This is a genomic window from Pseudarthrobacter sp. Y6 (genome assembly GCF_050156205.1).
GTDB lineage: Bacteria > Actinomycetota > Actinomycetes > Actinomycetales > Micrococcaceae > Arthrobacter.
In genome coordinates this window covers 2,181,441-2,203,477 of record NZ_CP189574.1, presented here as the reverse complement: position 1 = coordinate 2,203,477, position 22,037 = coordinate 2,181,441, and the positions used below count along the sequence as shown (strand labels likewise).

Here is a 22,037-nt window from a genome sequence, read left to right as displayed (position 1 = left end):
GGCCTAGTCCGGCAGTATCCTGCGGACCACAGCGTCGGCCAGCAGGCGGCCCCTCAGCGTCAATACCAGCTTGCCATGGAAGGCGGCCGGCGCTTCGACCAAGCCGTCGGCGATGAGCCCGGCCACGGCATAACGGCCGTGTTCGCCCAGCGTTGACGTTGCCAGCCCCGACACGAGCCGCGCCTCGAGCATCACGCGCTCCACGTCGCGGGTTTCGGCGTCGAGCGTTTCCCGCCCGGCGGCCGGTGACAGGCCCTGCGCAAGCCGTCCTGCGTAGGCAGTAGGGTGCTTGACGTTCCACCACCGCACTCCGCCGACGTGTGAGTGTGCGCCCGGTCCGATGCCCCACCAGTCGTCACCCCGCCAGTACGCAAGGTTGTGCCGGCATGCCTGCTCCGGCGTCCGGGACCAGTTGCTGACCTCATACCAGCTGAGGCCCGCAGCGCCGATCAGCTGGTCGGCGAGTTCGTACTTGTCGGCGTGGTCGTCGTCGTCGATTCCCGGGACTTCGCCACGGCGGATCTGGGCGGCCAGCTTGGTGCCGTCCTCCACGATCAGCGCGTAGGCGCTGATGTGGTCCGGCTGGTAGGACAGCGCCGTCTCCAGCGAGAACCGCCAGTCCTCCAGGGACTCCCCCGGCGTCCCGTAGATAAGATCCAGGCTCACGGCCAGTCCGGCATCGCGCGCCCATTGCACCACCTGCGGCACGCGGCTGGGCGTGTGCGTGCGGTCAAGGACCTTCAGGACATGGGGAACAGCAGACTGCATGCCAAAGGAAACCCGGGTGAAACCGGCATCGGCCAGCACCTGCAGGGAGGCAGGCGTGACCGAGTCCGGGTTTGCTTCGGTGGTCACTTCGGCACCGGGTTCCAGGCCCCAGTGCCCGACGGCGGCCGCCAGGATCCGGGCGAGGTCTTCCGCGGGGAGCAGCGTGGGGGTGCCGCCGCCGAAGAAGACTGTGCTCAGCGGTCGGTCCGGAAGACCCGAGTCCCGCAGGACCGTGGCTGCCAAATCCACTTCGGACACGGCTGTGGTGGCGTAGGCGTCCTGGGACGCTCCGCCGCCCAGCTCGGTGGCCGTGTAAGTGTTGAAGTCGCAGTATCCGCAGCGCACCGCGCAGAACGGGATATGCACGTACAGCCCGAAGGCCCGGTCCACCGCACCGTCCACTGACTGCACGGGCAGCAGACCGTCCGACGGCGCCGGGTCGCCGAGGGGAAGAATGCTAGGCATTGCAGGGGCGTCCGGTGTTGCCGGCCACTGTCATCACTACTTCTTGGCCTTGTCCTTGGACTCGTCGGTGGTCAGCGCAGCGATGAAGGCTTCCTGGGGGACCTCAACGCGGCCCACCATCTTCATGCGCTTTTTGCCTTCCTTCTGCTTCTCCAGCAGTTTTCGCTTCCGGGAAATGTCGCCGCCGTAGCACTTGGCCAGAACGTCCTTGCGGATGGCGCGGATGCTTTCCCGGGCGATGATCCTGGAGCCGATGGCAGCCTGGATGGGCACTTCGAACTGCTGGCGGGGAATGAGCTCGCGCAGTTTGCCGGTCATCATCACACCGTAGGCGTAGGCCTTCTCGCGGTGCGTGATGGCGGAGAAGGCATCCACCTGTTCGCCCTGGAGCATGATGTCCACCTTGACCAGATCAGCCACCTGCTCGCCGTCGGCCTTCCAGTCCAGTGAGCCGTAGCCCCGGGTCTTGGATTTGAGGATGTCAAAGAAATCGAACACGATCTCAGCGAGCGGCAGCCGGTAGCGGATTTCGACCCTGTCCTCGGACAGGTAGTCCATGCCGCCTATAACCCCGCGGCGGCTCTGGCAGAGCTCCATGATGGCGCCAACAAACTCATTCGGTGCCAGGATGGTGGCAGACACCATCGGCTCACGGACCTCTGCGATCTTGCCGGAAGGGTATTCGCTGGGGTTGGTCACATGGACCACCTTCTTGTCCTCCAAGGTCACCTCGTACTCCACGTTGGGGGCAGTGGAGATCAGGTCAAGGTTGTATTCGCGTTCGAGCCGCTCCCTGGTGATTTCCAAGTGGAGCAGGCCGAGGAAGCCCACGCGGAAGCCGAATCCCAGCGCGGCCGACGTTTCCGGCTCATAGACCAGCGCGGCGTCGTTAAGCATCAGCTTCTCCAGCGCATCGCGAAGTACCGGATAGTCCGTGCCATCCAGCGGATACAGGCCGGAGAAGACCATCGGCTTGGCATCGGCATAGCCGGGAAGGGACTTAGTGGCAGGCTTGGCAAGGTTGGTGACGGTGTCGCCGACCTTGGACAGGCGGACGTCCTTCACCCCGGTGATGAGGTAGCCCACTTCGCCCACGCCGAGGCCTTTGGAGGGGGTGGGCTCCGGGGAGCTCACCCCGATCTCGAGGAGTTCGTGGGTGGCACGGGTGGACATCATCTGGATGCGTTCACGGGGGTGAAGCATGCCGTCAACGACGCGGACGTAGGTGACCACACCGCGGTACGTGTCGTAGACCGAGTCGAAAATCATGGCGCGCGCGGGGGCATTCGGGTCACCCACGGGCGCCGGCAGGTCGCGGACGATTTTGTCCAGCAGGACCTCGACGCCCATGCCGGTCTTGCCGGAGACGCGGAGCACGTCGTCGGGGTCGCCGCCGATCAGGCTGGCGAGTTCGGCCGCGTATTTCTCAGGCTGGGCCGCCGGGAGGTCGATCTTGTTCAGCACCGGGATGATGGTGAGGTTGTTTTCCATCGCCAGGTACAGGTTCGCGAGGGTCTGGGCCTCGATGCCCTGCGCCGCGTCAACGAGCAGCACTGCGCCTTCGCAGGCGGCCAGCGAGCGGGACACTTCGTAGGTGAAGTCCACGTGGCCGGGGGTGTCGATCATGTTCAGCGCGTAGCTGGTGCCGTCGAGTTCCCAGGGCATACGCACCGCCTGGGATTTAATCGTGATGCCGCGTTCGCGCTCAATGTCCATGCGATCCAGGTACTGGGCCTTCATATCGCGGGACTTAACCACCCCGGTGTACTGCAGCATGCGGTCGGCCAGGGTGGACTTGCCGTGGTCAATGTGCGCGATGATGCAGAAATTCCGAATGATGGCCGGATCTGTCGCGGCGGGCACCGGGGCGGTGCGGGCCATGGGAGACACGCAGGGTCCTTACTGTTGGCATTCGCGCGACCGCCGCCAGGACGCACCGAAGGCACCCTGCGGCTGGACCGCACATTTGGAACTTCCAGTCTCCCACGTCCGGGCGCATCGTATTGCATTCAGGTCAAACCAGTACAGGGGCCCGGCGATAGTCTTGCCCCATGCGTATCAACCTCCGCTCCTTGGCCAACGTCGTCCGGATGTCCGCCAGGGTCCTGCAGAAGTTCCGTTCCAGCCCAACCGGATCTGCCGGACCGATCACGCCCACGCCGGCCCACCGGGCGCCGGCGGCCAGGCCGGCCCCGCCAGGCGCCTATCCTGGCGACTTTGGCGGCACGGCGGCCATCCGGTACGCCCCGCAGCCCGACGGCAGTCCCGACCCCGGCGAGATTGTGTGGACTTGGGTTCCGTATGAAGAGGACCACAGCCGGGGTAAAGACCGTCCTGTTCTGCTGGTAGGCAAGAACGGGCGGTACCTGCTGGGGGTAATGCTCACCAGCAAGGACCACGACCATGCCGGCAACGGGTCCGGAGAGTACGTGGACATCGGAACCGGCAGTTGGGACCGCCAGCAGCGGCCCAGCGAGGCGAACCTCGGGCGGATCCTGCAGGTCAGCCCGGACGCCATCCGGCGCGAAGGTGCTGTTCTGGACCGGAAACGCTTCGATCTGGTGGCTGCAGGTATCCGGCGGCGACACGGCTGGAAGTAGCCCGCCAAAATGGCCAGCTTCCGGGGGGTCTGCTATTCTTTATAGCTGTGTGTCCGTGCAGGTCGACGGCCACTGATGGTTGGCCGCCATAGGTATCCCCACGCCGCTCAGTCAATGGCCAATCTGAAAGCCCTCTAGACCATTTCCGCATTAAAAAGAGAGTTCACACGTGGCTAATATCAAGTCCCAGAAGAAGCGCATCCTTACCAACGAAAAGGCCCGCCTGCGCAACAACGCAGTCAAGTCTGAGCTGAAGACGGCCATCCGCGCCGTCAACACGGCCGTTGAGTCCACCGACAAGGATGCAGCTGCCGCTGCCCTGCTTGTTGCCGGCCGCAAGCTGGACAAGGCTGTCAGCAAGGGTGTTCTGCACAAGAACAACGCAGCAAACCGCAAGTCGGCCATCTCCAAGAAGGTCAACGCGCTGTAAGGTTTCCAGTTCACCTGAACTGATGATTGTGGCCGGCACCCGATGGGTGCCGGCCACACGTCTTTAAGCCGTCAGGGCCTCTCCGTCAGACCCACCAACCGCAGCCGCAATCGGCTGAATTCAGTGCCCGCGCACAGAGGTTGCAATGACGGTCACCGCGTGTTCAACGGCATAGACGGGATCACGCGAAAGGCCCTTGACCTGGGCATCGGCCTCCGCGGTGGCCTGGATGGAGCGGACCAGGCCCTCCGGGGTCCAGCGGCGCACATCGCGCTGGGCCTGCTCCACGAGCCAGGGCTGCATGCCCAGTTCCCGGGCGATCTGCGCCGGGGATCCATGGGCGCCGGCAACTTTGGCCACTGTCCGCAGCTTGGCTGCCAGCGCCGCAACCAGCGGAACGGGATCAGCCCCGGTGGCCAGCGCGTGGCGAAGGGTGGACAGCGCCACTGGACCGTTTCCGGCCATGGCAGCGTCCGCGACCTTGAAGGCCGTGGCCTCAATCCGGCCACCGTAGTAGCGGTCCACCAACTCCGGGGTCACTGCTCCGGTGGCATCCGCGATCAGCTGGCTGCACGCCGCCGCGAGCTCCGAAAGGTTGGCGCCGACGGCATTAACCAGGGTCTGCACGGCGTCCGAGCTGATCTTGCGTCCGGCGGCCCTGAATTCCGTTGCCACGAAAGTGGCCTTATCCGCATCCTTCTTCAGGGGCTGGCAGTCAACTACCGGCCAACCGCCGGCTTTGACGGCATCGAGGAGCTTCTTGCCGCGGACTCCCCCGGCGTGGCGCAGGACGAGCACCGCCTCCGGCTCCGGGCGGGCCAGATAGGTCAGTGCGTCGGCCAGGAAGGCATCGTTCATGCCTTCAACGCCTTCGACTTCGATCAGTTTGCGCTCACCGAAGAGTGAGGGACTGACTTGCATGGCGAGGGTCCCGGCTTCGTACGTTCCGGCCATGAGGCGGCTGACTTCCACGTCGGGAAACGCCGTCCGCACCTGGGCGCGGACATGGTCCATGGCACGGATGCCGAGGTATTCCTCCGGTCCGCCCACCAGGACGATTTCGGCAGGCGTCACGTCCCGCCAGGTGGCCGTGTTGGACGCCGGAGTCCTGGTACGTGTGGTCTGGGCTGCGGCCATGGTGGATTCCTCCCGGAAATTCTGGTGCAGTGTCTAAGCCTGCCACGGTGGGCCGCCGCCACCAAGCCGGGGCCACGCTGGCCTGGCCCGCGCCGGTCCGGCCAGCACCGGGCCAACGTGGCCCCCAGGTGCCGTTCCAGGAGGTCCAACACCGATTCCGTCCGGGCGTGCAGTGCCAGTACCCGCGGCAACACCTGACGCGGCCGGATGGTCAGCCACACGCCGGCGAAGGTCAGCAGGGAGAGCAGCACCATGGTCAGGAGTCCGAACGGGCCCTCGGGCCAGGGCAGCGCAGCCCCCGGCAATCCGGCCGTGATCCGCGCGGTTCCTGCCACTCCGGCGCTGAAAGTGCCTGCCACGGCGATCAGGACGGTGGCCAGCCACGGCGCGGCCACCACCAGCGGGACGGCTGCCGTTCCCAGCAATGTCACCGGTGCTACCAGCGGGGCTGCCATCAGGTTTGCAAGCAGCGAGTAGGTGGAAAACTGGGGCTGCAGGAGCACAATCACCGGGCCGCACAGCAACTGCGCGGAGAGCGGGACGGCCCAGGCGGCGGCTGCCCAGCGTGGAATAACTGGCGGGGTCCAGTCAATCATCCGTCGGCCCAGGACGATGATGCCCAGGGTTGCGAGTACTGACAACAGGAAGCCAAAGCTGGTACCGAGGCCGGGGTCGATCAGGAGCAGGCCCATCACCGCGAGGCAGAGGAAACTGAGTCCGCGGCCCGTCCGGCCGCCTGCCAGCGATGCCACGGCGATTGAACCCATAAGCGCGGCGCGCAGGACGCTGGCGTCCGGGCCCACGAGCACCACAAACATTGCCAGGCCGGTCAGCGCCAGTCCTGCCGCGGCGAGCCGGGGCAGGCGAAGGCTTCGTGCAGCGATCAGCAATGCGCCCAGGACCAGGCTGCAGTTGGCTCCGCTGACCGCGGTCAGGTGGGTCATGCCCACCGTTTTCATTGCCGCATTGAGTCCTTCGTCCAGGGCGCTGGTATCTCCGGTGACCATACCCGGCAGAAGGCCGGCCGGATCGGCGGCAAGGAAGAACGAAGCGGAAACGTACCGGCCGCGCAGGTCCTTCGCTACGAGCTGCCAGCCCGGGGCGTCGGCATCATCGACTCCGGCGCCGCTGCCGGCCCCGGAGCCGGCACGGGGTGGCAAGGAGGCCAACAGGACAGCGGCTTCCTGCTGGCCTGCGTCCGGTGGCTTCAGCTTGCCGGCGGTCCGGACCACCTGGCCAGGTATCAGGTCTCCCCAGCCCTTGCCGCCCATGACCACCATCGGAGCACGGGTGCGGATGACCCGGCCGCCGACGGTGACCTCCTCCGTTTGCGCCGTTACCGACCACCGCTCGGGCGGCCCCGCGCTTCCCGGGACGGTCATGGCACGCGGGGATCCGGTGACTTCCAGGATGGCCACCACGGAGTTGCCGGCGGCGACAGCTTCGGCAAGGGCCCCATCGTGGCGTTGCGACGAGGAGACGGCCGAATGCGCAGCGGCTGCCGCAGCGAGCACCAAGGCAACCGCGGTGGTCATCAGAAAGCTCCGCCGGCCGGACACTGGCCCCCTGCCGCGGGCGGCCCCGGTAAACAGGAACGCAGCGAGCAGCACCAAACCGCAGCACAGCCCTACCAGCGCTACAGGGGTAAGCCAGACGCCGGCTATGGCAGCACTCCAGACGAGGCAGGCGGGCAGCGCCAGCCTGACGTCGGTACGCCGGCGCGGCGCATCCGTTGGTGGGTTCGCTAGCTCCTGGCCCCGGAGCTTCGCCCCGACGCGTATACCCAGCCTGCGGACCTTCAGCCCTCTGGCTTTGACCCCGGCGGCCTTTAGCCCTCCGGCCTGGACCCCGGCGGGTGTAGCCACGGGAACTGCGAGGGCTGCGGGAGCCCCCTGGCCCTGTACGGCTGAGTCAACAAAGCGGCTCCACGGACTGCGCCCGGCCATCTCAGATGCCTACCAAGGGAAGGAGTGTTTCGAGCATCTTGGGACCCACGCCGTCCACGGCGTCGAGCTCCTCGACCGACTTGAAGGGGCCGTGTTCCTTGCGCCAGTCCACGATCCGCTGCGCCAGCACCGGTCCAACCTTCGGGAGGGAGTCGAGTTCTTCGACGCCTGCTGTGTTGAGGTTGACCTTTCCTCCTGCTGACGTGGTCCCGCCGCCGCTAGTCCCCTCCCCCGCTTCCCCGGGTGAGGCGGACGAACCGGCGGGGATTTCTTCGCCGGCCTGGGGAACGTAGAGCTTTTGTCCGTCCGTCAGCACGGCAGCAAGGTTGAGGCGGTTCAGGTCGGCGGAGGGTGTGCCGCCGCCAGCCGCGGCGACTGCCTGGTGAACCCGGCTGCCGGCGGGCAACTGCACAACCCCGGGCACGGCGACAGCCCCGGCCACATGGATGATGACTGTGCCGGCCTGCGGAGTTTCCGATGGCAGTTCAGGCGGCCCGGCCCCGTGGGGCTCCTCTTCCTGGGTTCCTTCCCCCGCGGGCAGGCTGCCCTGGGCGGAGATGTCACTCAGCGGCATGACTTCGGGCTGACCGGCGGCTACCTGTGACCAGAACCAGGCGCCGCCCAGCACCGCGAGTGCGGCGATGAGCAGGGCGACCCGCAGGCCCACCCGCCATCTCAGGGCCGGTCCCGTCTTATCTGTACCGGGAGGGGACTCATCAGCAGCCCCGGAAGCGGCGTCGTCACCGGGAACGCGCGAACCGCCGTCGTACTCAAAGACCTTTTCGCCGTCGGACAGCAGAAGCCCCGGGCCGGCGCCCAGCGTGGACTGTAGCCGGTCCCGGGCATGCCGGGCCCCCTGGCGTGCTGCTCCACAGTCCCGGCGTGACATGCACCCAACGCTAGGGAAGCATGGCCGCCGGTGACAGTCCCGGCTACACCTATGTGGAAACCGCTATGTGGAAACCGCTATGTGGAAACTGCGGGGAGCTCCGGCTCCGGGCTCCGCACAGTTGGGCTGGTCTCCCCCACGATCACCGCGAGCACGCCAAGTCCGGCGTGGGCTGCCAGGACAGCGGGCAGGCAGCTGATCTGAGCTGGTGGACAGCCTGGCAGGGCCGCGGACAGCCTGGCTGCCAAAGCTTCCGCCTCGGCCGGATTCCCGAAGTGGTGGACGGCGAGGCGGGCCTGGCCATAGGGCCGCGACGCGGCGTCCGCGGCGGCTATCTCCTCGAGCCTGGCCACGGCTTTTGCCGCTGATCTGACCTTCTCCAGCGGAACGATCTTTCCGTCGTCGACGGCCAGGATGGGTTTGATGGCGAACATCGTCCCCAGCAGCGACGCGGCCGCGCCGATCCGCCCGCCCCGGCGGAGCTGCTCAAGGCTGGGCACGTAGAAGTAGACCTTGGTTCGCGCGAACTGCTCCGCCGCCGCGGCGGCTGCAGCAGTGGTGTCGCTCCCTGCCGCGGCTGCTGCTACCGCGGCCTGCACACCCATGCCCAGCGCCATGCCCACAGTGCCCGAGTCGAGGACTTCCACGGGGATGGTCACCCGGCTGGCTGCGAGCCGCGCCGCATCCGCCGTCCCGGACAAGCCGCCGGAAATGTGGATGGAGACCACGCCTTCGTAGCCGCGGCGTTCGGCGGCCAGGAAGGCCTGTTCAAACTGTCCGGGTGACGGCCGGGATGTCTTGACCGACTTGCCACTGGCGAGTGCCAGCGCAATGGTTTCGGTGATGTCGTCTTCGCCCTCGCCGTAGATTTCCGCCCCCACCATGACAGGCATCGGAATGACCGTCAGGCGTCCGTCACCGGCACAGGCGTGAACCCAGTCAGCCGGGAGTGCGGAGGCGGAATCGGTCACCACCGCGGTACGGACGACGACGGCGGGCGGGGTGGAGGGTGCCGGCGCGCCGGGGCGCGGTGCGGGGCGGAGGGCTGCCAGACGCTCCCGGAGCCAGAGCCACGCAGCGGCGTCACGGTCGGGCAAAAGTGCCTCCTGGTTTAGGGCCGGCCGCCGGTTGGGCCCGGCGGCCGGTGCCCCGGACTAGGCCGGGACGATGTTGACCAGTTTAGGTGCTCGCACGATCACCGTGCGGATGCCGCGGCCGTCGAGCGCGCGCTGGACGTTTTCGCTGGCCAGCGCCAGTTCCCGGAGTTCGGCTTCGTCGATCCCGGGCGAAACTTCGAGGCGGTCACGGACCTTGCCCTGGACCTGGACTACCGCAGTGACGGTCTCCTGGACCAGCAGGGCTTCGTCGTGTACCGGCCAGCCGGCGTTCGCGACGGATGCCGGATGACCCAGGACGTTCCACATGTCCTCCGCGGTGTACGGCGCGAAGAGGCTCAGGATGACGGCAACGGCTTCCGCCGCCTCCCGGACGGCGGGATCCGACCCGCCGGCGCCGGCGGCTGCATCTATGGTTTTGCGGGTCGCGTTGACCAGCTCCATCAGCTTGGCCACCACCACGTTGAACTTGTTGGCGTCCAGCAGCGCGGCGGCGTCAGCGATGGTGCGGTGCGTGACGGAACGCAAGGCACGGTCACCGGCGGTCACATCGGCATCAGGCTCGCTGGTGACGTCCTGCGCCAGGCGCCAGGCACGGGCCAGGAACTTCGCGGAGCCCGACGGCGAAACGTCCGCCCAGTCGACGTCGTCCTCCGGCGGGGACGCGAAGATCATGGTCAGGCGCACGGCGTCCACGCCGTACTTGTCCAGCTGCTCGCTGAGGTCAACGCCGTTGCCCAGCGACTTGCTCATGGCCTTGCCCCCGTTGAGGACCTGGCCCTGGTTCAGCAGCGCGCTGAAGGGCTCGTCGGCGTCGATCATGCCTAGATCGTGGATGACCTTGGTAAAGAACCGGGCGTACAGCAGGTGCAGGATGGCGTGCTCCACGCCGCCCACATACTGGCCCACGGGCATCCACTCGTTGATCTTCGCCGGATCGAACGGGCCCTCGGTGTACTGCGGCGAGACAAACCGCAGGAAGTACCAGGATGAATCCACGAAGGTGTCCATGGTGTCGGTATCGCGCTTCGCCGGCCCGTGGCAGTTGGGGCAGTCAACGTTGACCCAGGCCTCGGCGGCGGCCAGCGGCGACGTGCCCTTCGGGGACAGGTCCTCGCCGCGCAGGTCCGCCGGCAGCCTGACAGGCAGCTGCTCGTCGGGGACGGGAACCTCGCCGCAGGCAGGGCAGTGGATGATCGGGATGGGCGTGCCCCAGAAACGCTGGCGGCTCAGCAGCCAGTCACGCAGGCGGAAGTTGACGAACTTCTCGCCGGTGCCCTGCTTTTCCAGGATGTCGATGGCAGCCGGGATGGCCTCTGCCTTCGGCAACCCATCGAGGATGCCTGAGTTGATCAGTGTGCCCTCACCCGAGGTGGCCTTACCGGAAACCGCGGGATCGTCCTCGCCGGTGTCCAGCACGGCGCGGACGGGCAGGTCGAACGTCTTGGCGAAGTCGAGGTCGCGCTGGTCGTGTGCCGGGACGGCCATGATGGCGCCAGTGCCGTAGTCGGCCAGGACGTAGTCTGCTGCCCAGACCGGCAATTTCTCACCGTTCAGCGGGTTGACGGCGTAGCGGCCGGTGAAGACGCCCGTCTTTTCGCGTTCGGTGGACTGGCGTTCGATTTCCGTGAGTGCCTTGACCTGCTCGCGGTAGGCGTCCAGGGCAGCGGCATGCTCCTCCGTGACCAGTTCGACGGCGATCGGCGCGTCGGCTGCGACAACGAAGAACGTGGCACCGTACAGGGTGTCCGGGCGGGTGGTAAAGACGGTGACGTCCTTGGCAGGCTTGCCGCCGTCGGCCTCGATCACAAAGTTGACGTGGGCACCTTCGGAGCGACCGATCCAGTTCTTCTGCATCGCCAGCACACGCTCGGGCCAGTGGCCGCGCAGCTCGTCCATGTCATCGAGCAGCCGGTCAGCGTACTCGGTGATCTTGAAGTACCACTGGTTCAGGGACTTCTTGGTGACGGGGGTGCCGCAGCGCTCGCAGGCACCGTTGACCACCTGTTCATTGGCCAGAACCGTCTGGTCCTTGGGGCACCAGTTAACCGGGGAGTTCTTGCGGTACGCCAGGCCCCGCTCGTAGAACCGCTTGAACAGCCACTGGGTCCAGCGGTAGTACTCGGGGTCCGACGTGTGCACCCGCCGGGACCAGTCCGCAGAGATGGCGTATCGCTTGAACGACGCCGCCTGGGTTTCGATGTTGGCGTAGGTCCACTCGCTCGGGTGGGCGTTACGCTTGATGGCGGCGTTCTCCGCCGGCAGGCCGAAGGAGTCCCAGCCGATCGGGTGCAGGACATCGAAGCCCTTTTGCCGCAGGTACCGGGCCACAACGTCGCCCATGGCAAAGGCTTCGGCATGGCCCATGTGCAGGTCACCCGAGGGGTACGGGAACATGTCCAACACGTAACGGCGCTCGCGGGAACCATCATCCACGGGGGTGAAGACCTTGAGGTCTTCCCATACCTGCGGCCACTTGGCCTCCATCGCCGCGAAGCTGTAGGCACCCTCTTCGGGTGTTTCCGCCGCCGCCACTGCTGCTGTTCCGGTCTCTGTCTCCGGCTGAACGCTCACTGCTGCCCTCTTCTGTTCTGTTGCGGCATCGGTGCTGCCACAACGGTCTGATCCCCCTGCTGCCGGCCCGGAAACAAGCCCGGACACACAAAAGCCCCTCTCCATGGAGGGGCAGCCGCGCGGCATTCCGGTTGTTTCCGGACACCGGGCGGCTAGCTAAGCAGAAGGATCGCACGCATAGGACTACTTTAGCGTACCCACTGCAGGTGGGCAGGCTCAGGCGGCGGGGCCCTGTGGCGGATGGCGGAGGGCCCCGCCGCGGCCCTGCATGCTGGGCATGGGTCCTCCTGGGACGTGCACCATGCTGCGCCTGGACTGAAGCCGCGGCGCAGTCCCGGGAGACTGCCGGCCGCATGGCGGCAGCCCTTTCAGCCCTCGCCGCTGCGGGCTTCCGGGTGGCCGCAGGGTTTGTGGTAACAAGGGCCGCGCTGACGAACTGTGCGGCAGTGCCGGAGCTGGCGGCCGGCTCTGACGGCTGCGGCCGCCACCGGCCCGCATTAGGTAGCCCTGATCTCTTCGCCAAAGAAAACCCTAGAACGGGGTGGCTCAAAGAGGTAGCTTCCACCCTTGCCAAACCGGGGTCGGCCGGTCCACAGTAATGTCAAGTCTGTGGGGAAACTAGACGGTCTCAGGTCGAGGAGCCTGAAAATGTATTCTTGGCGTTTATGTCCAGCACAACGATGTGATGGACTGAAAATTCCGTCCATCACCCTTGCGAAGAGCTAGCGAGGGACTGACCGTGTTTGGCTGGGTTACCCGGTTCAGCATGCAGTTCCGTATTCTGGTTCTCGCCCTCGCGGCGGGGCTCATTACTTTTGGCGTCGTTAACGTTCCACATATGGCTGTGGACACCATGCCGGAGTTCGCCCCCGCACAGGTAGAGATCCAAACTGAGGCCCTAGGGCTCTCCGCTGTTGAAGTTGAACAGCTCATCACCGCACCCATGGAGGCAGACCTCCTCAACGGGGTGGCCTGGCTGGACGAGATCCGCTCGAAATCCGTCCCCGGGCTGTCTTCCATTGAACTGGTCTTCGAGCCTGGCACGGACCTCCTGCGCGCCCGCCAGTTGGTCGCGGAAAGAATGACTCAGGCGCACGCACTGCCTAACGTCTCATCCCCCCCACTGATCATGCAGCCATTGTCTTCCACCAGCCGTGTGCTGATGGTCAGGATGGACTCCAAAGAGCTCTCCGGCATTGAGATGTCCGTGCTGGCCCGGTGGAAGATCAAGCCGAGGCTGATCGGTATCCCGGGCGTGGCCAACGTGTCCATCTGGGGCCAGCGCGAACAGCAGCTGCAGGTGGAGGTCACTCCGACGCAGCTGCGTGACAAGGGCATTACCCTGGAGCAGCTTGTCAAGACCACCGGTAACGCCGTCTGGGTTTCGCCGTTGAGCTTCCTCGAGGCTTCGACGCCCGGGACCGGGGGTTTCGTGGAGTCGCCGAACCAGCGCCTTGGCATCCAGCACGTCCTTCCCATCCGCACCCCGGCCGACCTGGCCAAGGTGAGCGTGGAGGAAACGGACCCGCCGTTGCTCCTGGGCGACATTGCCCAGGTCAAGGAAGATCATCAGCCGCTGATCGGCGACGCCGTTGTGGGAGCCGACGCCGGCCTGATGCTGGTGATCGAGAAGTTCCCTGGCACCAGCGCCCTGGAGGTCACCCGTAATGTTGAGGCGACCCTCAAGGACATGGAGCCGGGCCTCACGGGGGTCCAGATCGATACGTCCGTCTTCCGGCCTGCGACCGGTGTTCAGGACTCCGTCAACAGCCTCGGCCTGGCGCTCCTGATCAGCCTGCTGATTGCGGTAGCACTGTTCTGGCTGCTGTTCCGGTCCTGGCGGGTCGCCGTGATCGCACTCGTGGCCATCGCCACGACGGTTACGGCGGCGGCCGTTGTGCTGACCGCCCAAAACGCAACACTTAACATCACCGTCCTGATGGGAGTTCTGCTCGGCACTTCCGTGATGGTGGGCGACATCGTCGAAGACCTCCAGGCCTACCGACGACAGTCCAGGGATCTGGATGCGATGGAGCGCGAAACTCCCACGAGGTCGCTGGCCAGCCACATCGTCAGGGGGGTCCGCACCCCGCTGTTCCACGCATCCCTGATCATGGTGGTTGTCCTCGTTCCAACGCTCTTCCTCACCGGCGTCGGCGGCTCGTTCTTTGCGCCGCTTTTCTGGTCGCTGGCGCTGACCTTGGCCGCCGCCCTGATCGTCGGACTGTCCGTCACGCCGGTGCTGGCGTACTTCCTGCTTCCGTCCAAGACGGCAACATACACGGAATTCCCCGTCGTCGGGCGTGGGAAGGCGTCCTACGACCGCGCGGTGGGCGGGATCAACTCACGGAAGCCGCTGGCCATTGTGGCTGTTGTGGTCGTGGGGATCCTTGGCGTCGCTTCCGGCTCGCAACTGGCAGGAACCCGGCCCCTCGTTCCCACCATGCCCGACCGGACCCTGTTGGTCCAGTGGGACACCATGGCCGGGACGTCCAATGACGAAGTCCGGCGCATCGCCGCCCGGGCCTCCGATGAACTCAGGGCCCTCCCGGGAGTTTCGGGAGTCGGCGGGCATGTGGGACGCGCCATCTCTGCGGATCAGGTGGTCGGCAACAGCTCTGCTGAGCTGTGGGTGTCGATCGCACCGGACGCGAACTTCGGCGAGACGGAGCAGGCAGTACGGGACGTGGTGCAGGGCTACCCCGGCATCGCGCACAACGTGCTGAACTACTCGCAACAGACCGTCGGCGACACGCGCTCCAGCCTGGAACCGGGCTTCGCGGTCCGGGTCTACGGAACGGAAATGCCGGTGCTGCGTGAAAAGGCAGAAGAGGTCCGCCAGGCCCTTCAGAAGATTGACGGTGTGAACAACCCGACGATCGCCGCCACAGCCATGACCCCGATCGTAGAGGTCGAAGTCAATCTCGAAGCTGCCCAAAAGTTCGGCATCAAGCCCGGTGATGCAAGGCGCGCCGCTGCGACACTTATGCAGGGCATCGTCGTCGGGAACCTCTTCGAGGAGCAGAAGGTGTTCGAAGTGGTTGTGCGTGGCGCGGTTGGCGTCCGGGATGACCTGACCAGCATCCGTGAGCTGCTCCTGGATGCTCCCAACGGCGGCCACGTCCAACTGGGGCAGATCGCCGAGGTCCGCATGGTCCCCAACGAAGTTGTCATCCAGCACGATGACACCTCACGGCGGATCGACGTTGTGGCTGACGTGAGCGGACGCCCGCTAGCAGATATCCAGCGGGATATCGAGGCGGCTCTCCAACAGATCCAGTTCCCGGTCGAGTACCACGCCGAGATCCCGACGAAATACAGCCAGCTGCAGGCGGCGGACACCCTGGTTCATGGCCTCGGAATCGCGGCCAGCCTGGCTGTGCTGCTTCTGCTCCAGACCGCAGTGAGGAGCTGGAAGCTGGCCCTCGCCGTGTTCCTGGCGCTTCCCGCGGCGATGGCCGGAGCGGCGATCGCCACATGGATCGGGTCGGCGTCCCTGTCCTGGTTGTCGCTGACAGCGTTTGCGGCCGTCCTGGCCATTGCCGCACGCAACGCGGCACTGCTGTGCGCGCGTGTCGATGAACTCTGGCGGGAGTCTACGGAGCTGTCACGCACTGATGTCGTCATGACGGCGGCCCGGGACCGGATATCGCCGATCCTGAAATCGGCCCTCATGACGCTCCTCGTGCTGATACCGCCCGCCGTCCTCGGCGGCACCGTGGGCGAGGCCTTGATGGTACCGATGCTGCTGATCATAGCCAGCGGCCTCGTGACCACGACGCTCGTTGGCCTCTTTGTGCTCCCGCTGCTCACTCTCTGGTTCGGTCCACGCAGTGAACCGGAAGAGTGGTCAGAGGTCTACGAATCGGAAGTTCCAGTCACCCCCGTTATCCCGGAAAAGGTGGAAGTATCATGACCAGCAAAAGGAGCATGCGGCGCCTGCCGGTGGCGGCGGCCGTTTGTGCAGCACTGCTGATTTCACTGCCCGCCTGCGCTCAACCCTCAGCCGTGGCAGTATCCGCATCCGAAGCGCCTGCCACGGTGGAAAAGAACGCCACCACCGGCATAGCACGAATCACACTGAGCCAGCGAGCCATTGACCGGCTGGAACTGCAAACTGACACGGTCAAAGCGGCTCCGGGGGGCGCAGGCCTCCTGCTCCCCTACACAGCGCTGTTGTACGACGCGCAGGGGAAGACCTGGGTCTACATCAACGCCGAGCCACGGGTGTACGAGCGCCAGGCCGTCACCGTCACCAAGGTGGAAGCGGGCGCGGTCATGGCCAGCGCCGGCCCAGCCGTGGGAACGCCAGTGGTGACCGTAGCCGCGGCTGAGTTGTTCGGCGCAGAGTTCGTTACGGGCAAATGACATGCGCCGGATAGTCGCGGCCAGTCTAAGGTTCAGATCGATCATCATTGCGATGGCGGCGGCGCTGATGATGGTGGGCGGCGCCCAGCTCAGCAGTGCCTCGGTGGACGTGTTCCCCGAATTTGCGCCACCGAAGGTCGAGGTCCAGACAGCCTGCCTGGGACTTACTGCCGCTGAGGTCGAAGCGCTGGTATCGGTTCCCATGGAAGAGGCCTTCAACGGCATCGACGGCCTCCACCAAATGCGGTCCAAGTCGGTACCGCAGCTGTCCTCGATTGTGATGGAATTCGAGAACGGCACGGATCTGCTCACCGCCAGGCAACTGGTGTCCGAGCGGATGGCGACGGTCATTCCAACCCTGCCCACGTGGGCAGCGCCGCCGCTGATGCTGCAGCCCCTGTCCTCCACCAGCCGTGTCATGAAGATCGGGCTGTCCTCTACCACCCGGTCACTGATCGAGATGTCAATGATTTCCTACTGGAACATCAGGGCTCATCTGCTCCGCGTTCCGGGCGTGGCGAACGTAGCAATCTGGGGCGAACGCCTCCAGATGCTGCAGGTACAGGCTGATCCGGCCAAGCTGGCAGCCAACAATGTCACTCTGGAAGACGTCATGAGTTCCACCGCCGACGCTCTCGACGCAGGACTCCTCAAGTACTCACCCGGTGCCCTGATCGGCACCGGCGGTTCCCTCGAGACGCCCAGCCAGGCAATCGGCATCAGGCATGTACAGCCCATCACCACACCCGCGGACCTCGCGCAGGTGGCACTGGAAGATCGTGAGGGACTACCTCCCCTCCGGCTGGGTGACGTGGCAAATGTGGTGGAGGATCACCAGCAACTGATCGGGGACGCAGTCATTAACGGCGGTCCGGGTCTGATGCTGATCGTCGAGAAGCTGCCGTGGGGCAACACCCTCGAGGTGACGCGGGGCGTGGAGGAGGCCTTGAAGCAACTGGAGCCCGGCCTGACCGGAATCGCCGTGGACACCACTCTCTTCCGGCCGGCAACCTTCATTGAGGAATCCCTCGGCAACCTGAGCGTAGCCCTGCTGCTCGGATGTCTGCTGGTCATCCTGGTTTTGAGCGTCTTCCTCTTCCAGTGGCGGACGGCCCTGGTCAGCGTGATGGCCATCCCTTTGTCACTAGTGGCGGCGGCCCTCGTTTTATATTGGACCGGTGGCACGATCAACACCATGGTGCTTGCGGGGTTGGTGATTGCCGTCGGAGTAGTGGTGGACGATGCCATCATCGACGTCGAGAATATCGTCAGACGGCTCCGGCACCACCGGGCAAGTGGCGGGACCGGAAGCACCGCCAGGGTAGTGGTGAACGCGTCGCTTGAGGTCCGCGGACCGATTGTCTACGCCACCCTGATCATCGTCGCCGCCACGGTGCCGATTTTCTTCCTGGACGGGCTGACAGGGGCGTTCTTCCGGCCGCTGGCCACCTCCTACACCCTCGCGGTGATCGCGTCCATGCTCGTGGCGCTGACGGTCACCCCGGCAATGGCCTACGTCTTCCTGCGCAATGCCAAGCTGGAGGACCGGGATCCGCCAGTGGTCAGGGTTCTGAAGCGCTGGTACGCCACCGCGCTCCGTCCCGTTGTGCGCCGGCCGGTCCCCGGCTACCTCACCCTGGCCGCCTTCGGCGTCGTCGGCATCGTGGCTGCCCCGCTGCTGGGCCAGTCGCTGCTTCCGTCCTTTAAGGAGCGTGACTTCCTGATGCACTGGATCACGCAGCCTGGCACGTCCAACTCCGAGGAAGTCCGTGTCAGCCAGCTGGCCTGCAACGAACTCATGACGATTCCGGGCGTGAACAATTGCGGGTCCCACATCGGGCAGGCTTTCGCCGCCGATGAAGTGGTGGGCGTTAACTTCGGTGAGAACTGGATCAGCGTTGACCCCTCTGTCGACTATGGCAAAACCCTGGCATCGATCCAAGGTGTAGTGGACGGGTACCCGGGAATCCAACGGGACGTCCAGACCTACCTCAAGGAACGCATCCGCGAGGTACTTACAGGAACTGGTTACGCCGTAGTCGTCCGCGTGTACGGCGACGACCTTGCGACGCTGCGCCAGGAGGCTGACAAGATCAAGGAAATCCTGGGCGGCATTGAAGGCGCCATCGGTGCGAAGGTTGCGCTTCAGGCCAACATTCCGCAGATCGATGTGGAAGTGAACCTGGAAGCCGCGAACCGCTACGGGCTGAAGCCGGGCGATGTACGTCGCGCCGCAGCCACCCTGGTCGCCGGCGAAGAAGTGGGCGACATCTACCGGGACGGGAAGGCCTACGACGTCCAGGTGTGGAGCCCGCCGGAAGTCCGGACAAGTGTCACGAGCATTGAGAACCTCCCGCTCGACACGCCGAGGGGGCAAAAGATCCGGATGGCTGATGTCGCCAAGATCTCAGTCAAGCCCACGCCCAATGTCATTGAGCGTTCGGAAGGATCCAGGCGCATCGATGTCAGTGCCAACGTCAAGGAAGGGGATCTGGCGAAAGTCGCGGAGCAGTTGCAGGCCGGGATGGAGTCTGTTGAATTCCCGGTCGGCTACAACGCGGTTGTCCTCGGCGAATACGCAGAACGCCAGGCCGCCTCCCAACGCCTGCTGCTCTTCTCGATCGGTGCAATCATCGTTGTCTACCTGCTGCTCCAGGCTGCTTTCAGAAGCTGGCGGCTGGCCACCCTGGCCATCCTGACCCTGCCGGTGGCCCTCGTGGGCGGGGTGATCGCCGCCCACCTCAGCGGCGGAATCCTGTCCCTCGGCTCGCTGGTCGGCTTCCTGACGCTGATGGGGATCGCGGCCCGCAATGGCATCCTGCTTATCAACCACTGCCAGCACCTGGAACAGTTCGAGGGCATGCCCTTCGGACCTGCGCTGGTGCTGCGCGGAGCTGCAGAGCGCTTGTCGCCGATCCTCATGACCACGCTCGCTACCGCCTTGGCTCTGGTACCACTGGTGGTCATGGGGAACATCCCGGGCCACGAGATCGAGCATCCCATGGCCGTGGTGATCCTGGGCGGTTTGGTCACGTCGACGCTGGTCAACCTCTTCATCGTCCCCTCGCTGTACCTGCGTTTCGCGAAAGGCGGCCGAGGCCGCCGGTACAGGGCACACGAGCTGGAACCCGCGCCTGCTGTTTAGGCGGATCCCCCACAACTATGAAAGGCACGTGAGATGGCATTTCGAGCACATCGGTTTACGGCATACGGGTCCGCATTACTGCTGGCCTTCGGATCGCTGACTGTGATGTCGGCAGGGACGGCGGCTGCCGCGCCGCCGTCCCCGGAGCTCTGCGGGCCCGGGTCCGCGATCAATTTTGACCGAACGGATTTCCAGGCAGCCCCGCGGATCGACAACAAGTGGTTCCCGCTCAAGCCCGGCATGCAGTACACGACAACGGGGACCGTGACCTCTGCCGAAGGGACCAGCACACGCACTGTCGTCCATACTGTCACCGGGCTGACCAAGGTAATTGACGGCGTCAAGACCCGTGTCCTGTGGGACCGCGACTACGCGGACGGCGAACTGGTCGAATCCGAGCTGGCCTTCTTTGCGCAGACTGGAAAGGGAACGGTCTGGCTCTTCGGCGAGTATCCGGAGGAATACGAAAACGGCGGGTTCGTTGGTGCGCCCAGCACGTTCATCAGCGGGCTTGCCAAGGCCCAGGCCGGCATCGCCATGCAGGCCAGGCCCCGGACCGGCACGCCGGACTATGTCCAGGCCTATGCTCCCAAGGTTGACTTCCTTGACTGCGGGACAGTGTTCCAGAAAGACCAGCATGTCTGCGTCCCGACTGGCTGCTACGACGATGTACTGGTGATCGATGAATACAACCCGCTGGAACCGCCCGAGGCAGGCCACCAGCGGAAGTTCTACTCAGCCGGAACGGGACTGGTGAAAGTCACGGCCGTCGGCGGCGCTGACCAGGAATTCATGGACCTGGTGAAAGTGAAGAAGTTGGGCGCCGCGCAGTTTGCGGCCATCAACGCGGGGGCGCTGGAACAGGACGAGAGGGGTTACACCGTCAGCAGGAGCGTCTACGCCAAGACGCCGCGGGCCCAACTCGACGGACCATGACCACCGTGCTGATGGAGGCTCGGTGACCGAGGGTTCCTGACCCGCACAAGACCAGGGAAGGCGGCACTCGTGCCGCCTTCCCTGGTCATTGCTACCCGCCGTCCGGTGGGGGCGCCTTAGCGGACGTCCTCGTCCACCCAGTCCATTGACTTGGTGACTGCCTTCTTCCACAGGCGCATCTGGCGTTCCTGCTCCTCGGCCGGCATCTGGGGCTCCCAGCGCTTGTCCTCGCCCCAGTTGGCGCTGAGCTCGCCCAGGTCCTTCCAGAAGCCGACTGCGAGGCCCGCTGCGTAGGCTGCACCGAGGGCCGTCGTCTCCACGACCTTCGGACGGACAACAGCAACGCCCAGGATGTCCGCCTGGAACTGCATGAGCGCGTCGTTGGCCACCATGCCGCCGTCGACCTTCAGCTCTGTCAATGGAACGCCGGAGTCCGCATTGACCGCGTCGAGCACCTCGCGGGTCTGGAACGCCGTGGCCTCTAGCGCTGCCCGGGCGATGTGGTTCTTGTTGACGAACCGGGTCAGGCCGACAATGGCGCCGCGGGCATCCGAACGCCAGTACGGGGCAAAGAGTCCCGAGAACGCCGGAACAATGTAGACGCCGCCGTTGTCCGGCACGGCCGCCGCCAGCGTTTCGACTTCCGGCGCGCTGCTGATCAAGCCGAGATTGTCCCGCAGCCACTGGATCAGGGAACCGGTGACGGCGATGGAACCTTCCAGGGCGTAGTGCGTTGCCGCATCGCCGAGCTTGTACCCGACGGTGGTCAACAGTCCGTTCTTCGAGTGGACGATTTCCTCGCCGGTGTTGAAGATCAGGAAGCAGCCGGTGCCGTAGGTGTTTTTGGCTTCACCGGTCTGGAACGCCGCCTGGCCGAACGTGGCCGCCTGCTGGTCGCCGAGGATGCCCGAAACGGGGACTTCGCGCAGCAGCTGGGAGGTGTGCACGGTGCCGTAGACCTCGGAGGAGGACTTGATGGCCGGCATCATGCTCAGCGGCACACCGAAGATGCCCAGGATCTCCTCATCCCAGGTCAGGGTTTCGAGGTCCATGAACAGCGTACGCGACGCGTTGGTGACGTCTGTGACGTGCACGCCGCCGTCAACGCCGCCGGTCAGGTTCCAGAGAACCCACGCATCGGTATTGCCGAAGACCAGGTCACCGGCTTCCGCCTTGGCCCGGGCGCCCTCGACGTTGTCCAGGATCCATTTGATCTTGGTGCCGGAAAAATAGGTGGCCAGGGGCAGGCCCACCTTCTGCTTGAACCGCTCCGGGCCGCCGTCCTTGGACAGCTCATCAACGATGTCCTGGGTCCGGGTGTCCTGCCAGACAATCGCGTTATAGACGGCCTCGCCGGTGGTCTTGTCCCAGACAACGGCTGTCTCGCGCTGGTTGGTAATCCCGACGGCGGCGATGTCGTGCCGGGTCAGGTTCGCCTTGGAAAGGGCGGATGCGATCACCTCGCGGGTGTTGTTCCAGATCTCGGCAGGGTTGTGCTCCACCCAGCCCGCCTGCGGGAAGATCTGCTCGTGCTCCATCTGGCCCGACGAAACGATGTTGCCGCTGTGGTCGAAGATGATGGCGCGGGAGCTGGTGGTGCCCTGGTCGATGGCGATGACGTATTGGTTCATGGTGACGTCCTTGTCTGTATTTTGTGTGAGCTT

14 protein-coding genes are annotated in these 22,037 nt (G+C 65.3%); 6 read left to right on the top strand and 8 right to left on the bottom strand.

The window, feature by feature from the left end:
* Window positions 1-3 precede the first annotated feature (3 nt).
* Both hemW and lepA read right to left on the bottom strand, forming a co-directional pair.
* Window positions 4-1,233: a radical SAM family heme chaperone HemW gene (hemW, locus tag ACQCSW_RS10545; protein ID WP_426985693.1), complete on the bottom strand. Its 1,230-nt coding sequence runs from the start codon at window positions 1,231-1,233 to the stop codon at window positions 4-6.
* Window positions 1,234-1,269: 36 nt separating this feature from the next.
* The gene (lepA, locus tag ACQCSW_RS10540; protein WP_426985691.1) at window positions 1,270-3,123 is read right to left on the bottom strand and encodes a translation elongation factor 4; all 1,854 of its coding nucleotides are present in this window, start codon (window positions 3,121-3,123) and stop codon (window positions 1,270-1,272) included.
* A gap of 161 nt (window positions 3,124-3,284) precedes the next feature.
* Here lepA and ACQCSW_RS10535 point away from each other — a divergent pair, with 161 nt between their 5' ends.
* Together ACQCSW_RS10535 and rpsT are read left to right on the top strand one after the other, a co-directional pair.
* Window positions 3,285-3,833, top strand: a complete 549-nt coding sequence (locus ACQCSW_RS10535) for a type II toxin-antitoxin system PemK/MazF family toxin (RefSeq protein WP_426985689.1) — start codon at window positions 3,285-3,287, stop codon at window positions 3,831-3,833.
* Between the two features lie 169 nt (window positions 3,834-4,002).
* The gene (gene rpsT / locus ACQCSW_RS10530) at window positions 4,003-4,263 is read left to right on the top strand and encodes a 30S ribosomal protein S20 (protein WP_056340153.1); all 261 of its coding nucleotides are present in this window, start codon (window positions 4,003-4,005) and stop codon (window positions 4,261-4,263) included.
* Between the two features lie 120 nt (window positions 4,264-4,383).
* Here rpsT and holA read toward each other — a convergent pair whose 3' ends face one another.
* The 5 genes from holA to leuS all read right to left on the bottom strand — a co-directional run bounded on the left by holA (window position 4,384) and on the right by leuS (window position 11,924).
* Window positions 4,384-5,400, bottom strand: coding sequence for a DNA polymerase III subunit delta (holA, locus tag ACQCSW_RS10525; protein WP_426985687.1), 1,017 nt, complete (start codon window positions 5,398-5,400; stop codon window positions 4,384-4,386).
* On the bottom strand, window positions 5,334-7,346 hold the full coding sequence (locus tag ACQCSW_RS10520; RefSeq protein ID WP_426985685.1) for a ComEC/Rec2 family competence protein: 2,013 nt from the start codon (window positions 7,344-7,346) through the stop codon (window positions 5,334-5,336). The genes holA and ACQCSW_RS10520 overlap by 67 nt, the downstream gene beginning before the upstream one ends.
* Window position 7,347: 1 nt before the next feature.
* Entirely contained in the window at window positions 7,348-8,235 is an 888-nt protein-coding gene (locus ACQCSW_RS10515; protein WP_426985683.1) for a helix-hairpin-helix domain-containing protein, read from the bottom strand.
* A gap of 77 nt (window positions 8,236-8,312) precedes the next feature.
* Entirely contained in the window at window positions 8,313-9,332 is a 1,020-nt protein-coding gene (locus ACQCSW_RS10510) for a DegV family protein (RefSeq protein ID WP_426985681.1), read from the bottom strand.
* Between the two features lie 57 nt (window positions 9,333-9,389).
* On the bottom strand, window positions 9,390-11,924 hold the full coding sequence (leuS, locus tag ACQCSW_RS10505; RefSeq protein WP_426985679.1) for a leucine--tRNA ligase: 2,535 nt from the start codon (window positions 11,922-11,924) through the stop codon (window positions 9,390-9,392).
* A 766-nt stretch (window positions 11,925-12,690) separates the two neighbouring features.
* Between leuS and ACQCSW_RS10500 the strand changes: the two genes are divergently transcribed.
* From ACQCSW_RS10500 to ACQCSW_RS10485, 4 genes are read left to right on the top strand one after another with little or no spacing between them, the layout of a single operon-like run.
* Window positions 12,691-15,840, top strand: coding sequence for an efflux RND transporter permease subunit (locus ACQCSW_RS10500; RefSeq protein WP_426985677.1), 3,150 nt, complete (start codon window positions 12,691-12,693; stop codon window positions 15,838-15,840).
* Window positions 15,837-16,292 (top strand): hypothetical protein, encoded by a 456-nt coding sequence (locus ACQCSW_RS10495; RefSeq protein WP_426985675.1) that lies wholly within the window; start codon window positions 15,837-15,839, stop codon window positions 16,290-16,292. The genes ACQCSW_RS10500 and ACQCSW_RS10495 overlap by 4 nt, the downstream gene beginning before the upstream one ends.
* A gap of 1 nt (window position 16,293) precedes the next feature.
* Window positions 16,294-19,437 carry an efflux RND transporter permease subunit gene (locus ACQCSW_RS10490; protein ID WP_426985673.1) on the top strand — a complete coding sequence of 1,048 codons (3,144 nt, stop codon included), beginning with the start codon at window positions 16,294-16,296 and terminating at the stop codon, window positions 19,435-19,437.
* A 33-nt stretch (window positions 19,438-19,470) separates the two neighbouring features.
* Entirely contained in the window at window positions 19,471-20,373 is a 903-nt protein-coding gene (locus ACQCSW_RS10485) for a hypothetical protein (protein ID WP_426985671.1), read from the top strand.
* Between the two features lie 116 nt (window positions 20,374-20,489).
* Here the strand turns inward: ACQCSW_RS10485 and glpK are convergent, their stop codons facing one another.
* Window positions 20,490-22,004: a glycerol kinase GlpK gene (gene glpK, locus ACQCSW_RS10480; RefSeq protein WP_426985669.1), complete on the bottom strand. Its 1,515-nt coding sequence runs from the start codon at window positions 22,002-22,004 to the stop codon at window positions 20,490-20,492.
* Window positions 22,005-22,037: the final 33 nt, after the last annotated feature.